This window comes from Streptomyces sp. NPDC060002, assembly GCF_042737245.1.
In the GTDB taxonomy this organism is placed as follows: domain Bacteria; phylum Actinomycetota; class Actinomycetes; order Streptomycetales; family Streptomycetaceae; genus Streptomyces.
The window spans coordinates 44889-58724 of record NZ_JBHWUW010000007.1; the positions used below are offsets into that span (position 1 = coordinate 44889).

13 protein-coding genes are annotated in these 13836 nt (G+C 70.8%); all 13 read left to right on the forward strand.

The window, feature by feature from the left end:
- The first annotated feature begins 136 nt into the window (after positions 1-136).
- The 13 genes from ACFWBD_RS09110 (at position 137) to ACFWBD_RS09170 (ending at position 13831) form a co-directional block, all read left to right on the forward strand.
- On the forward strand, positions 137-2158 hold the full coding sequence (locus ACFWBD_RS09110) for a beta-galactosidase (RefSeq protein ID WP_385664800.1): 2022 nt from the start codon (positions 137-139) through the stop codon (positions 2156-2158).
- A 103-nt stretch (positions 2159-2261) separates the two neighbouring features.
- Positions 2262-3830 carry an arabinogalactan endo-beta-1,4-galactanase gene (locus tag ACFWBD_RS09115; protein ID WP_385664803.1) on the forward strand — a complete coding sequence of 523 codons (1569 nt, stop codon included), beginning with the start codon at positions 2262-2264 and terminating at the stop codon, positions 3828-3830.
- Between the two features lie 213 nt (positions 3831-4043).
- Positions 4044-4331 (forward strand): ArsR family transcriptional regulator, encoded by a 288-nt coding sequence (locus tag ACFWBD_RS09120; protein WP_385664806.1) that lies wholly within the window; start codon positions 4044-4046, stop codon positions 4329-4331.
- A gap of 134 nt (positions 4332-4465) precedes the next feature.
- On the forward strand, positions 4466-5434 hold the full coding sequence (locus tag ACFWBD_RS09125; RefSeq protein ID WP_385664809.1) for an SMP-30/gluconolactonase/LRE family protein: 969 nt from the start codon (positions 4466-4468) through the stop codon (positions 5432-5434).
- 78 nt (positions 5435-5512) lie between these two features.
- Positions 5513-5968: a fluoride efflux transporter CrcB gene (gene crcB / locus ACFWBD_RS09130; protein WP_385664812.1), complete on the forward strand. Its 456-nt coding sequence runs from the start codon at positions 5513-5515 to the stop codon at positions 5966-5968.
- Positions 5965-6381, forward strand: coding sequence for a DUF190 domain-containing protein (locus tag ACFWBD_RS09135; protein ID WP_385664814.1), 417 nt, complete (start codon positions 5965-5967; stop codon positions 6379-6381). Before crcB (ACFWBD_RS09130) ends, ACFWBD_RS09135 begins: the two co-directional genes overlap by 4 nt.
- Positions 6378-6743, forward strand: a complete 366-nt coding sequence (crcB, locus tag ACFWBD_RS09140) for a fluoride efflux transporter CrcB (RefSeq protein ID WP_385664817.1) — start codon at positions 6378-6380, stop codon at positions 6741-6743. The genes ACFWBD_RS09135 and crcB (ACFWBD_RS09140) overlap by 4 nt, the downstream gene beginning before the upstream one ends.
- Positions 6744-6837: 94 nt before the next feature.
- A complete protein-coding gene (locus ACFWBD_RS09145) occupies positions 6838-7674 on the forward strand; it encodes an undecaprenyl-diphosphate phosphatase (RefSeq protein WP_385664820.1) in 837 nt (278 codons plus the stop codon).
- A 216-nt stretch (positions 7675-7890) separates the two neighbouring features.
- Positions 7891-8568 carry a FadR/GntR family transcriptional regulator gene (locus ACFWBD_RS09150; protein WP_020126059.1) on the forward strand — a complete coding sequence of 226 codons (678 nt, stop codon included), beginning with the start codon at positions 7891-7893 and terminating at the stop codon, positions 8566-8568.
- On the forward strand, positions 8565-10004 hold the full coding sequence (locus ACFWBD_RS09155; protein WP_385664823.1) for an amino acid permease: 1440 nt from the start codon (positions 8565-8567) through the stop codon (positions 10002-10004). Before ACFWBD_RS09150 ends, ACFWBD_RS09155 begins: the two co-directional genes overlap by 4 nt.
- 44 nt (positions 10005-10048) lie before the next feature.
- Positions 10049-11065, forward strand: coding sequence for an asparaginase (locus ACFWBD_RS09160; protein WP_385665282.1), 1017 nt, complete (start codon positions 10049-10051; stop codon positions 11063-11065).
- A 369-nt stretch (positions 11066-11434) separates the two neighbouring features.
- Complete coding sequence (aspA, locus tag ACFWBD_RS09165; RefSeq protein ID WP_385664826.1) at positions 11435-12847, forward strand: aspartate ammonia-lyase; 1413 nt, start codon at positions 11435-11437, stop codon at positions 12845-12847.
- A gap of 54 nt (positions 12848-12901) precedes the next feature.
- A complete protein-coding gene (locus ACFWBD_RS09170; RefSeq protein WP_385664828.1) occupies positions 12902-13831 on the forward strand; it encodes a glutaminase in 930 nt (309 codons plus the stop codon).
- Positions 13832-13836 lie beyond the last annotated feature (5 nt).

The window sequence follows — 13836 nt, forward strand, 5'->3', positions numbered from 1 at the left end:
TGCTGTCTGTGAGCGTTCACAGTAGAGAAACATCCCGGACACTTGTCAATGGTTGTTGCTGTGCGGTTATGTTGGGCTCTGAACGACGCCGCTGTGTGTGCACGTTCCCAAATGATCGATTAAACGGGAGACATCCATGCCGGAGACCAGCCCCAAGGGCCTCACCAGGCTCGCCTTCGGTGGGGACTACAACCCCGAGCAGTGGCCGGAAAGCGTCTGGCAGGACGACGCCCGGCTGATGCGCGAGGCCGGCGTCACCATGGTGAGTGTCGGGATCTTCTCCTGGGCCCTGCTGGAGCCCTCGCCCGGCGCGTACGACTTCGGCTGGCTGGACCGCGTCATCGACCTGCTGCACGACAACGGCATCCGCGTCGACCTGGGCACCCCCACCGTGGCGCCCCCGGTCTGGTTCTACCGCGACCATCCCGACGCCCTGCCCGTGACCCCCGAGGGCGCGCGCTACGAGTTCGGCTCCCGCGCCGCGATCTGTCACAGCAACGCGGACTACCGCGCCGCCGCGGCGAACATCACCACGCGCCTCGCCGAGCGCTACGGCGACCACCCCGCGCTGGCGATGTGGCACGTGCACAACGAGTACGGCGTGCCCGTCTCCGCCTGCTACTGCGATTCCTGCGCCGCCCACTTCCGCCGCTGGCTGGAGACGACGTACGGCACGGTCGACGCCGTCAACGAGGCCTGGGGCACCGCCTTCTGGGGCCAGCGCTACGCGAGCTTCGAGGACGTCAACCCGCCGCGCGCCACCCCGACCGTCGGGAACCCGGGACAGGCGCTGGACTACAAGCGGTTCGCCGACGCCACCATGCGCGAGAACTTCCGTGCGGAGCGGGACATCCTGCACCGCCTCGCGCCCGGCGTCCCCGTGACGACGAACTTCATGACCGCGCTCAGCCAGTGCGACTCGGTCGACTACTGGGCCTGGGGCCGTGAGGTCGACATCGTCACCAACGACCACTACCTGATCACCGACGGCCGCCGCACCCACGTCAACCTGGCGATGGCCGCGGACCTCACCCGCTCCGTCGCCGGCGGCGCCCCCTGGATCCTCCTGGAGCACTCCACCTCGGGCGTCAACTGGCAGCCCCGCAACCCCGCCAAGGCCCCCGGCCAGATGGCCCGCAACTCCCTCGGCCACGTGGCCCGCGGTTCCGAGGGCGCCATGTTCTTCCAGTGGCGGCAGTCCCGGCGCGGCGCCGAGAAGTTCCACTCGGCGATGGTCCCGCACGGCGGCACCGACACCCGCGTGTGGCGCGAGGTCGTCGAACTCGGCGCCTCCCTCGACTCGCTGGGCGCGATCCGCGGCACCCGCACCGAGGCCGACGTGGCGGTCCTGTGGGACTGGCACTCCTGGTGGGCGCAGAACCTCGCCTGGCGGCCCAGCGAGGACGCCGACCCGCGCGAGCGCGCCGACGCCTTCTACGAGGCCCTCTACGACCGCCACCTCACCGTCGACTTCGCCCACCCCGAGGCCGACCTCTCGCCGTACCCACTGGTCGTGGTGCCCGCCCTGTACCTGATGACGGAGGCGGCCGGGAACAACCTCAAGGAGTACGTCGCGAACGGCGGCACCGTGGTCGTGTCGTACTTCTCCGGCATCGTCGACGAGCACGACGCCGTCCACGAGGGCGCCTGCCCCGGCGCGCTCCGGGACGTACTGGGCCTGACGGTCGAGGAGTTCTCGCCGCTGCTCCAGGGCGAGAGCGTGCGCGTCACCGGCCCCGACGGCAACGAGCTCGCCGGCGACGTGTGGACGGAGTTCGTGGTGCCGCGCGGCGCCGAGACCGTCTGGGCCTACGCCGACGGCCTCACCGCGGGCCACCCCGCCGTCACCCGGCACCGGCTCGGTGAGGGCACCGCCTGGTACGTCTCCACCCGCCTCGGCCGCGAGGGCCTGGACGCGCTGCTCGGCCGGGCCGCCGAGGACGCGGCGATCGCCCCGCGCGCCGACCTGCCGTACGACGTGGAGGTCGTGCGCCGCTCCGGCGAGACGGGCAGCTACCTCTTCGCGATCAACCACACCGCCACCGACGCCAAGGTGCCGCTGGACACCCCCGGCACCGAACTGCTGACGGGCGAACGCGCCGCGGGCCGCCTCGCGGTCCCGGCGGGAGCCGTCCGGGTCGTACGACTCGACGGCTGAGCCGACTCCCCCTTCGCCCGTGGAGCCGCGAGCCGCGGGCGGAGGGGGTCCCTCACCCCACGAGGGAACCCCATCCATCACGTCGAAGGGACGACGGACGACGATGTTCCATCCCAGACGCACGCTCAGAGCCCTGCTGCTGCCGCTCGCCGCAGGACTCGCTCTCACCGTCCTGCCCGCGCAGACCGCGCAGGCGGCCACCACGCTCACCAACGGCGGCTTCGAGACCGACGGCGCCGGCACCGCGACACCGTCCGGCTGGTCCACGTACTCGGCCACCGGGCAGACCGCCGCCTCCTTCACCGAGTCCGGTGGGCACGCGGGCAGTTACCGCCTCTCGCACTACTCGGCCTCCGCCTACAAGGTCGAGACGTACCAGTACCTGTCCGGGCTCACCAACGGCACCTACAAGCTCACCGCCTGGGTGCGCTCCGGCGGCGGCCAGAACTCCGCGTACCTCGCGCTGAAGAACTGCGGCAGCGCCGAGCAGCGCACCGCCATCCCGGTCTCCTCCAGTGGCTGGATCCGCATCGTCACCTCCATCGCGGTGACGAACAACCAGTGCACCATCAGCGTCAACTCCGACGCCAACGCCGGAAACTGGATCAACGTCGACGACCTGACCTTCGCGTCGGGCTCCACCGGCCTGTCCATCAAGGGCTCGGACGTGTCGTCGCTCATCAAGAGCGAGGCACTCGGCGGCGTCTACAAGAACAGCTCCGGCACCACCCAGGACGCGCTCGCCGTCCTGAAGAACGCCGGACAGAACTACGCGCGCCTGAAGGTCTGGGTGAACCCCGCCGACGGCTACAACAACAAGGCGCGGGTCCTGGCGGCGGCCAAGCGCATCAAGGCGCAGGGCACGAAGCTCCTGGTGGACTTCCACTACTCGGACACCTGGGCCGACCCGGGGGCGCAGACCGTGCCCGCCGCGTGGGCCGGGCACTCCTACAGCCAGCTGAAGACGGACGTCTACAACCACACCTACGACGTCCTCAACGCCCTCAAGGCGCAGGGCACCACAGCGGACATGGTGCAGGTCGGCAACGAGATCAACGGCGGCATGCTGTGGTCCACGGGCTCCACCGACAACTGGTCGCAGCTCGCCGGACTGCTCAACTCCGGCTACGACGCCGTCAAGGCGGTCAACTCCGGGACGACCGTGGCGCTGCACCTCGCCAAGGGCGGTGACCTGGCCGGTACCCGCTGGTGGTTCGACAGCGCCGTCTCCAACGGGGTGAAGTTCGACGTCATCGGCCTGTCGTACTACGGGTACTGGCACGGCACGCTCGCCGACTTCCAGACCACCCTCGACGACGCCGCCTCCCGCTACGCCAAGCCGGTCTACGTCGCCGAGACGGCGTACCCCTTCCGGCTGGACAGCGAGGACTCGACCGAGAACATCATCGACCTGTCGAGCGAGCTGGTGTCCGGCTATCCGGCGACCGTCGCCGGCCAGACCCGGTGGATGAACGACGTGGCGAGCATCGTCGAGGCCGTTCCGAACGGCCGTGGACTCGGCGTCTTCTACTGGGAGTCCACCTGGACCGCCGTCACCGGCAACGGCTGGGACCCGACCGACGCCGGCTCCGGCAACGGCTGGGAGAACCAGGCCCTGTTCGGCTACGACGACAAGGCACTGTCCTCCATGTCGTGGTTCAGCCACCGCTGATCCGCCTTCCCTCTCCACAAGCAGGGGCCCGGCCGCACCGTGCGGCCGGGCCCCTGCCCGTCTCCCGGCGACTCGTCCGAACGCCCTTGTGTGGCATGGGTGTTCGATCCCGGCCAAGGCTTGCGGAGTGCGGGACACGGCGGCCCCGGCTGCGGAACATTGGGGAGACGCGGTACCGGGGGAGCGCCGACCGCAGGGACGGAGGGGACGACGATGCTCAGGACTCCCGTGAGTGAGAGGCGACTGGAAATCCTGGAGTGGCTGAAGGAGCCGGCCCGGCACTTCCCGCCGCAGCGGCACGGCGACCTCGTCGAGGACGGCGTCACGGCGGACGTCGTCGCGGAGAAACTGGGCGTGCGCCGGCAGGTGGCCGGCACCCACCTCAGCCTGCTCGCCGGCATCGGTCTGCTGCGCGCCAAGCGGATCAGGCGCCGCACCTACTACCGGCGCGACGAGATGCGCATCGCCGAAGTGGCGCGGATGTTCGAGAAGGGGTGGTGAGGGACTTCGGGAAGGGGCGGTAGAGGACGGAGGGTCCACCCTCCGGAAAGGCCCGGCAAAAGACCACGGCCACGACCCGTCCACGCCGTGCCCGCCTGCGAGGATGGCCGCCTCCTCAAGGAAGGGCGGCCCATATGGACCGTCGGACGCCTCTCGTCCCCCTCAGGTACATCACTCTCCCGGGGCACGGTCCCGAAGACGTCGTCGCCGACGCCAGAGGGCGGGTACTGACCGGGGTGTCGGACGGGCGGATCCTGCGTGTCGACGGCCTTGACGACCCGCCCGCCGCTCGTGTCGAGCACGTCGCCGAGATCGGCGGCCGGCCGCTCGGCCTCGAAGTCCTCCCGGACGGCGACCTGTTGGTGTGCTGCGCCGACGGCGCGCTGCTGCGCGTCGACCCCGACGGCGGCACCGGAAACGTCCGTGTCCTGACCGAGTCGGTGGCGGGGGAGCGGCTGCGCTTCTGCAGCAACGTGGTCGCGCTGCCCGACGGCACCGTCTACTTCACCGTGTCCAGCCAGGTCCACCCCTTACGGGACTGGATGGGCGACCTCGTCGAACACACCGGCACCGGCCGCCTGTTGCGCCTGGAACCCGGCGCCCGCGAGGCCGAAGTGGCCCTGGAGGGACTCCAGTTCGCCAACGGTCTCGCGCGCGGCGCCGACGACTCCTTCCTGATCGTCGCCGAGACCGGCGCCCGCCGCCTCACCCGCTACCAGCTCACCGGCCCCCGGGCCGGCCGGGCCGAGCCCCTCGTCGAGCGGCTGCCGGGGTTCCCGGACAACCTGTGGCGCGGCGCGCCCGACGGCCCGGTCTGGGTGGCGCTGGCCGGCCCGCGCGTCCCCCCGCTCGACCTCCTGCACCGCGCAGGGCCCGCCGTACGCCGCCGCGCCGCCCGCCTCGCCGTGAACGCGCCGTACCGCCCGTCGGGCACGACGGGGGTGCTGGCGGTCGACGACGACGGCCGGATCGTCCACCACCTCACCCACCGCCGCTCCGGGTTCCGCATGGTCACCAGCGTCTGCGAGACCGGCGGCCGACTGGTCCTGGGCAGCCTCTGGGAGCGGGGCATCGCGGTCTGTGAGGCGCCCCTGACCAAGTGAGACGGCGTTACGCTGATTCCCGGCCGTGATCACTCCGACGAGGTGGGGTGCTCCGGGCCAGGGCAGGAGACGTGCGACATGACAGCTCCGGAGGCCGAGAGCCTCCGTACCGGCGCAGCACGCAGGGCCACCGGGGCGGGTCAGCTCCCGGTGGTCGCCGTGGTGGCCGTCGGTGGCGGTATCGGGGCCGCCGCCCGCTACGCGGCTTCCCTCTGGTGGCCCACACAGACCGGCGGGTTCCCCTGGACGACCTTCTGGGTGAACGTCGTCGGCTGCGCGGTGATCGGTGTCTTCCTGGTGGTGGTCACCGAGGCGGTGACCACCCACCGGCTGGTGCGGCCGTTCTTCGGCACCGGTGTGCTGGGCGGGTTCACCACCTTCTCGACGTACGCCGTCGACGTCCGGACGCTGTTCGGCCAGGGCCGTCCCGGCACGGCCCTGGTCTATCTCGCCGCGACCCTGTGCGCGGCGCTCCTCGTGGTCCGGCTGGCGGCCACGGCGACCCGCCACGTTCTCCGGTGGAGGCAGCGATGACGAGACTGACCGGCAGGGCCCTGCGGCTGACCGTGTTCGTCGGCGAGAACGACACCTGGCACCGCAAGCCCCTGTACACGGAGATCGTGCACCGCGCCCACACGGCCGGTCTCGCGGGCGCCAGCGTCTTCCGCGGCATCGAGGGCTTCGGCGCCTCCTCGCTGATCCACACCTCCAGGCTGCTCTCGCTCAGCGAGGACCTGCCGGTCGCGATCGTCGTCGTGGACACCGAGGAGCGGGTGCGGGCCTTCCTGCCCGAGCTCGACGAGCTGGTCACGGAGGGCATGGTGACCCTCGATCCCTGCGAGGTCATCCGGTATGTCGGCCGAGGCGGGAAGCGGGGCGGGAACCGGGCCGAGAGCTGGGCCGAGAACCGGGGCGATTCGGGCATGAAGGGTAAGAAGTCGTTGTGAACTGGCTGGTGGTCGTCGTCGGCGGCATGATCGGCGCCCCGCTCCGCTACCTGACCGACCGCGCGGTGCAGGCCCGGCGCGACTCGCTCTTCCCCTGGGGCACCTTCGTCGTCAACATCGGCGGCTGCCTGATCCTCGGCACCCTGACCGGCGCCGCTGCCGTCGGTCCCGACCTGCGGTTGTTCCTGGGGACGGGTTTCTGTGGAGCGCTGACGACGTACTCGACGTTCTCGTACGAGACACTGCGGCTGACCGAGACCGGCGCGGGTCTGTACGCCGCCGCCAACGCCGTCGCGAGCGTGGTGGTGGGTCTCGGGGCCGCGTTCGCCGGCGTCGCGACAGGCCAGTGGGCGTGGTCGTAGGCGGTCCGGCCGGATCCGCGCCTGGTAGGACTGTGTACGACACCGGAGCGTCTACAACGCTGTCGACCGATTCGTCTCCTCAGAACTGGATTCCATGAGTGCCATCTCCGTCGGCCAAGCCGTCGTCCTCGGAGCCGTCGAGGGAGTGACCGAGTTCCTCCCCGTCTCCTCCACGGGCCATCTGAAGATCACCGAGGGCCTGATGGGCATCCCGGTCGACGACGACGCCGTCGTCGGGTTCTCGGCCGTCATCCAGGTCGGGGCGATCGCCGCCGTGCTCGTGTACTTCCGCAAGGACATCGTGCGGATCGTCTCGGCCTGGTTCCGCGGGCTGCGCGACCGTGAGGAGCGTCACCACCACGACTACAAGTTCGCCTGGTGGGTGATCTACGCGACGATCCCGATCGTCGTCGTGGGCCTCGCCGCCAAGCCGCTCATCGAGGGGCCGCTGGCCTCGCTGTGGGTGGTCGCGGGCTCGCTGATCGTCGGCAGCGGCGTGATGTGGGCGGCCGACCAGATGGGCCGCCACAAGCGCGGCGAGGACGACACCTCGTTCAAGGACGCGATGCTGGTCGGCAGCTCCCAGATCCTCGCGCTGCTCTTCCCCGGCTTCTCCCGCTCCGGCGCCACCATGTCCACCGCGCTCATGCTCGACCTGGACCGGGTGGCCGCCACCCGGCTGTCGTTCTTCCTCGGCATCCCCGCCCTGACCGGCGCCGGCATCTACGAGCTGAAGGACGCCCTGGGCACGGGTGCCGACGCGGCGCCCCTGGCCGTCGGCACGGCGGTGTCCTTCGGGGTCGCCTACGCGTCGATCGCCTGGCTGCTCAAGTTCGTCGCCAAGCACTCCTTCAACGCGTTCGTCATCTACCGGCTCGTCGTCGGAGTGGCGCTGTTCGGGCTGCTGGCCGGCGGAGTCCTCGACAGCTGACCGGCCCGGCAGCCGGTCGACAGCCGGTCGGCGGCCGGTCGGGGAATTCCCTCGTGGCCCCTCAGGGGGCGGGAAGGTGCCTTTCAGCCTCCCCGCCCCCTGAATTTTTTGTTTCAAGGCGCGTCTTGACAGCGGCGGCAGCGCACCCGGAGTATCGCTTCCGTGAACCTGTCAGACAGCCAGACAGGTGGAGCGGGACCGCGGCGCATCAGTGCGATGGAAGCGGTCCTCACCCACCTCCGCGGCGCCATCGAGCGCGGCCGGTACGCCATCGGCGACAAGCTCCCTTCCGAGGCGGAGCTCTGCCGCACCCTCGAGGTGTCCCGGCCCGTCCTGCGGGAAGCCCTGCGCGCCCTCCAGACGATGGGCCTGACCGTCGCCAAGACGGGCAAAGGCACCTTTGTGATCGCGAACACCGTGGAGGACCCCACCTTCGGCGACTACGCGGCCAGCGACCTGCTCGAGGTGCGCCGGCACGTCGAGGTCCCGGTCGCCGGGTACGCGGCGCTGCGCCGCACCCCGGAGAACCTGGACCACCTGGCCCATCTGCTCGACCGCATGGAGCGGGAGACGGACACCACCGCGTGGGTCGCGATGGACACCCTCTTCCACCTGGCCGTCGCCGAGGCCGCCCAGAACCCGGTGTTCCGCCGGGTCATCGAGGAGATCCGGGACGCACTGGCGCGTCAGTCGGCCTTCCTCAACGAGCTGGGCGGACGGCGCGAGCAGTCCAACCGCGAGCACCGGGCGATCGTCGAGGCGCTGATCGACGGTTCCGAGCCCGACGCGGTGGAGGCCATGAGTCACCACCTCGACCGCGTCGAGACGACCCTCACCGACATCGTGCGCGCCCCGCGCACGGACACTCCCCTGGAAGGCGGACCCGCGGCGTGAGCGACCAGCACCTCAAAGACGAGACGCGCCCCTCGACCCGTCACGTCGACGCCGGAGACGAGGGCTACAGCAAGTCCCTGAAGTCCCGCCACGTCAACATGATCGCCATCGGCGGCGCCATCGGCACCGGGCTCTTCCTCGGTGCCGGCGGCCGCCTCGCCGACGCCGGCCCGTCCCTCTTCATCGCCTACGCGGTCTGCGGAATCTTCGCCTTCCTCGTGGTGCGCGCCCTCGGTGAGCTCGTCCTGTACCGGCCGTCCTCCGGTGCCTTCGTGTCCTACGCCCGCGAGTTCATGGGCGAGAGGGGCGCGTACACGGCCGGCTGGATGTACTTCCTGAACTGGGCCACCACGGGCATCGCCGACATCACCGCGGTGGCCACCTACACCCACTACTGGGGCATGTTCTCCGACATACCCCAGTGGGTGATCGCGCTCATCGCCCTGGCCGTGGTCCTCACCGTGAACCTGATCTCGGTGAAGATCTTCGGCGAACTGGAGTTCTGGTTCGCCATCGTCAAGGTCAGCGCGCTGGTCATCTTCATGTGTATCGGCATCTATCTGCTGGTCACCCAGCACCCGGTGGACGGCGCCACCCCCGGCCCGTCCCTCATCGCCGACAACGGCGGTGTGTTCCCGAGCGGCCTGCTGCCCATGCTGCTGATCATCCAGGGCGTCGTCTTCGCCTACGCCTCCGTCGAGCTGGTCGGCGTCGCCGCCGGTGAGACCGAGAACCCCGAGAAGATCATGCCGAAGGCGATCAACTCCATCATGTGGCGCGTGGGTGTGTTCTACGTCGGCTCGGTGGTCCTGCTGTCGATGCTGCTGCCGTGGAACAAGTACACGTCCGGCGAGAGCCCCTTCGTGACGGTCCTCGCCAACATCGGCATCCCCGCGGCGGGCGGGGTGATGAACCTTGTCGTCCTCACCGCGGCCATGTCCTCGCTCAACTCCGGCCTGTACTCCACCGGCCGCATCCTGCGCTCCATGGCGATGTCCGGCTCCGCGCCGAAGTTCACCGGCGTGATGAGCCGCAGCCAGGTCCCGTACGGCGGCATCCTGCTCACCAGCGGTATCTGTGTGCTGGGCGTCGGCCTCAACTTCGTGGTCCCGGCGGACGCCTTCGAGATCGTGCTGAACTTCGCGGCGATCGGCATCCTCTCCACCTGGGGCATGATCATGATCTGTCACCTGCTCTTCTGGCAGAAGACCCAGAAGGGCGAGCTGACCCGGCCGAGCTACCGGCTGCCGGGCTCGCCCTGGACCGAACTCGTGACGCTGTTCTTCCTGGCGTCGGTCCTGGTCCTGATGTACGCCGACGGCGGCGCCGGACGCACCACCGTGCTGTGCCTGCCGCTGATCGTCGCGGCGCTGGTCGCCGGGTGGTACGCCGTCCGCCGCAACCTCGCCCGCACCTCGTCCAAGGCGGACGCGTGACCCCGTCGCCGGCCGCCGACCACCCACCAGTGATGCAGGCAGTGATGTACAGCAGTTCCCTCGCCGACGCCCCCGCGATCCGCGAACCCCTCCACACACCCGTAGCCCACCTCGTCCGCGGCGGGGTGACCGAGGGCATCCACTACGGCTCCGTCGTCGTCCTCGGCGCGGGCGGTGAGCTCGAGCTCCAGCTCGGTGACATCGAGGCCGCCTTCTACCCGCGCTCGGCGCTCAAGCCCGTCCAGGCCGTCGCCATGGTCCGGGCCGGGCTGCCCCTCGACGGCGAGCTGCTCTCACTCGCCGCCGCCAGCCACTCCGGCGAGGAACGCCACCTCGCCGGTACCCGGCGGATCCTCGAACTGGCGGGCGTCCCGGAGGACGCCCTGCGCAACGTCACGGACCTGCCGTACGACCCGGCGGTCCGCGACGCGTGGATACGGGAGGGCCGCGAGCCCTCCCGGCCGGCCCAGAACTGCTCCGGCAAGCACGCGGCCATGCTGTACACGTGCAGGCTCAACGGCTGGTCCCTGGACGACTACCTCGACCCGAAGCACCCGCTCCAGCAGGCGATCGCCGAGATCGTCGAGGACCTCACCGGACAGCGGATCGCGACGGTCACCGTCGACGGGTGCGGCGCCCCCCTGTTCTCGGTCTCCCTGCACGGCCTCGCCCGGGCCGCCGCCCGTGTCACCACCTCGGCGCCCGGCACCCCCGAGGCGCGGGTGGCCGACGCGATGCGCGAGCACGCCGAGATGGCCTCCGGCTCCGGCCGGGACGTCGCCGCGCTGATGCGCGCCGTCCCCGGCCTGCTGGCGAAGGACGGCTTCGAGGGCGTCGAGGTCGCCGCGCTCCCGGACGGCAGGGCCGTCGCCGTCAAGATCTCCGACGGCGCGAACCGCGCCCGCGTCCCGGTCACCGCGGCCGCCCTCGTCCGAGCCGGCGTGGACCCCGCCCTCCTCACCGAGTTCGCGGGAGAGCCCCTCCTCGGCGGCGGCGAACCGGTCGGCCGCGTCCGCCCGGTCCGCGCGCTGGACCCGGTCACCGTGCGCGCCTGCGCCTGACGGACTCCGGTGACCACCGGGTGTGCGCGGTGGTCACCGGCGCACCGCCGGATCCCCGCCCGCGCGGTCCCGCACTCCGACCAGGCCCCGCCCCAGGTCCCGCACTCCGACCAGGTCCCGCCCCCGGTCCTGCACTCCGACCAGGCCCCGCCCCAGGTCCCGCACTCCGACCAGGCCCCCGTGCCCGGCCCCCGTGCCCGGCCCCTGCGCCCGGCCCCCTCATCGCCGGTCCGGTCACCACCGGACCGGTGCCCGACCGGCTCGGGCGGTCGTCACCCCGTACCGCCCGAGCCGGCGCCACCCCACTCCCGCGCCGCCCGCCGATCACCCGCACCCGCACCCTCACCCTCGGAAAGAGGCCGCACCCTCATGACCGCCGCCGTCACCCGCAGCGAACACGACCTGCTCGGAGACCGGGACGTCCCGGCCGACGCGTACTGGGGCGTCCACACCCTGCGCGCCACGGAGAACTTCCCCATCACCGGGACGACGATCTCCGCCTACCCGCATCTCATCGACGCCCTCGCCGCCGTCAAGGAGGCCGCCGCCCTCGCCAACGAGGAGCTCGGCCTGCTCGCGCCTGACAAGACGGCCGCCATCGTCGCCGCCTGCCGTGAGATCCGCGCGGGCAAGCTGCACGACCAGTTCGTCGTCGACGTCGTCCAGGGCGGCGCGGGCACCTCGACCAACATGAACGCCAACGAGGTCGTCGCCAACCGGGCGCTGGAGCTGCTGGGGCACGCGAAGGGGCAGTACCGGTACCTGCATCCCAACGAGGACGTCAACCTCGGGCAGTCGACCAACGACGTCTACCCGACCGCCGTCAAGATAGCGACGGTCTTCGCGGTGCGTGGACTGCTCAAGGCGATGTCCGTACTCCAGGACGCGTTCGCCCGTAAGGCCGTCGAGTTCCGTGACGTGCTCAAGATGGGCCGTACACAGTTGCAGGACGCGGTGCCGATGACGCTCGGTCAAGAGTTCTCGGCCTATGCCGTCATGATTGACGAGGACCGCAACCGTCTTGACGAGGCCGTCCAGTTGATCCATGAGATCAACCTGGGGGCCACGGCCATCGGGACCGGCCTCAACGCCCCTGCCGGATACGCCGAGGCCGCCCGCCGCCACCTCGCCGAGATCACCGGGCTGCCGCTGGTCACCGCGGCCAACCTGGTCGAAGCCACCCAGGACTGCGGCGCGTTCGTCCAGATGTCCGGCGTGCTCAAGCGCGTCGCCGTCAAGCTCTCCAAGAGCTGCAACGATCTGCGGCTGCTGTCCTCCGGGCCGCGCGCCGGCCTCGGCGAGATCAACCTGCCGCCCGTGCAGGCCGGTTCGTCCATCATGCCGGGCAAGGTCAACCCGGTGATCCCCGAGGTCGTCAACCAGGTCGCCTTCGAGGTGATCGGCAACGACGTCACCATCACGATGGCCGCCGAGGCCGGACAGCTCCAGCTCAACGCCTTCGAGCCGATCATCCTGCACTCCCTGTCGGAGTCCATCACCCATCTGCGCGCCGCCTGCCTCACCCTCGCCGAGCGCTGCGTGGACGGCATCACCGCCAACACCGAGGTGCTGCGCGCGAGCGTCGAGAACTCCATCGGCCTGGTCACCGCCCTCAACCCGCACATCGGCTACACGGCGGCCACCGACATCGCCAAGGAGGCCCTCGTCACCGGTCGCGGCGTAGCCGAACTCGTACTGGAGAAGGGTCTGCTGCCCGCCGAGCGGCTCGCCGCCCTGCTGCGCCCCGAGGTCCTGGCGGGCAGCGGAACACCCCTCGTCTGACATCCGTCACCTGCGACGACGCGCCAGGACCGGTACGGAGGCACAATAGTGATCATGACAACGACGTCGTCCCGTGCCTTCCAGCCGGTCCTGGACCGCATCGCCGAGGAGATGGAACGCACCCCGGGCCGGGGCCGCCCCGCCGACTACATCCCGGCGCTCGCCGCCTGCGACCCGCGCCGGTTCGGCATGGCCGTCGCTGAGCCGGACGGCACGGTGTACGGCGTGGGGGACTGGCGGGTGCCGTTCTCCACGCAGTCCCTCACCAAGGTCTTCACCCTCGCCCTGGACCTGGCCCGCGAGGGCGACGAACTCTGGGAGCACGTGGGCCGCGAACCCTCGGGCAACCCCTTCAACTCCCTGGTCCAGCTGGAGTACGAGAACGGCATCCCGCGCAACCCCTTCATCAACGCGGGCGCGCTGGTCGTCACCGATCGGCTCCAGACCCGTACGGGGGACGCGGCGAGCGAACTCCTCGGCTTCCTGCGTGCGGAGAGCGGCAACGCCACGCTCGGCTTCGACGAGGAGATCGCCGCCTCCGAGGCCGCGCACGGCGACCGCAACGCCGCCCTCGCCCACTTCATGGCGTCCTACGGCAACATCGACAACCCGGTGCCGGTCCTCCTCGACCAGTACTTCCGGCAGTGCTCCCTCACCGCCTCCTGCGCCGACCTCGCCCTGGCCACCGGCTTCCTCGCCCGGCACGGCGTCCGCGCCGACGGCACCCGGCTGCTCACCGGCAGCCAGGCCAAGCAGGTCAACGCGGTGATGCTGACCTGCGGCACCTACGACGCGGCCGGCGACTTCGCGTACCGGGTCGGCCTGCCGGGCAAGAGCGGCGTGGGCGGCGGCATCATCGCCGTCGTACCGGGCCGCTGCACGCTGTGCGTGTGGAGCCCGGGTCTGGACGAACGGGGCAACTCGGTGGCGGGAGTGGCCGCCCTGGACCGCTTCACGACCCTGACCGGCCTGTCGGTGTTCTGACGCCC

Coding starts and splice junctions, on each gene's coding strand:
- ACFWBD_RS09120 (WP_385664806.1), top strand. CDS start 4,044: ATGCTCAGGACTCCCGTGAGTGAGAGGCGACTGGAAATCCTGGAGTGG.
- ACFWBD_RS09135 (WP_385664814.1), top strand. CDS start 5,965: ATGACGAGACTGACCGGCAGGGCCCTGCGGCTGACCGTGTTCGTCGGC.
- aspA (WP_385664826.1), top strand. CDS start 11,435: ATGACCGCCGCCGTCACCCGCAGCGAACACGACCTGCTCGGAGACCGG.
- ACFWBD_RS09170 (WP_385664828.1), top strand. CDS start 12,902: ATGACAACGACGTCGTCCCGTGCCTTCCAGCCGGTCCTGGACCGCATC.
- crcB (WP_385664812.1), top strand. CDS start 5,513: ATGACAGCTCCGGAGGCCGAGAGCCTCCGTACCGGCGCAGCACGCAGG.
- ACFWBD_RS09160 (WP_385665282.1), top strand. CDS start 10,049: ATGTACAGCAGTTCCCTCGCCGACGCCCCCGCGATCCGCGAACCCCTC.
- ACFWBD_RS09145 (WP_385664820.1), top strand. CDS start 6,838: ATGAGTGCCATCTCCGTCGGCCAAGCCGTCGTCCTCGGAGCCGTCGAG.
- ACFWBD_RS09150 (WP_020126059.1), top strand. CDS start 7,891: ATGGAAGCGGTCCTCACCCACCTCCGCGGCGCCATCGAGCGCGGCCGG.
- ACFWBD_RS09110 (WP_385664800.1), top strand. CDS start 137: ATGCCGGAGACCAGCCCCAAGGGCCTCACCAGGCTCGCCTTCGGTGGG.
- ACFWBD_RS09125 (WP_385664809.1), top strand. CDS start 4,466: ATGGACCGTCGGACGCCTCTCGTCCCCCTCAGGTACATCACTCTCCCG.
- ACFWBD_RS09115 (WP_385664803.1), top strand. CDS start 2,262: ATGTTCCATCCCAGACGCACGCTCAGAGCCCTGCTGCTGCCGCTCGCC.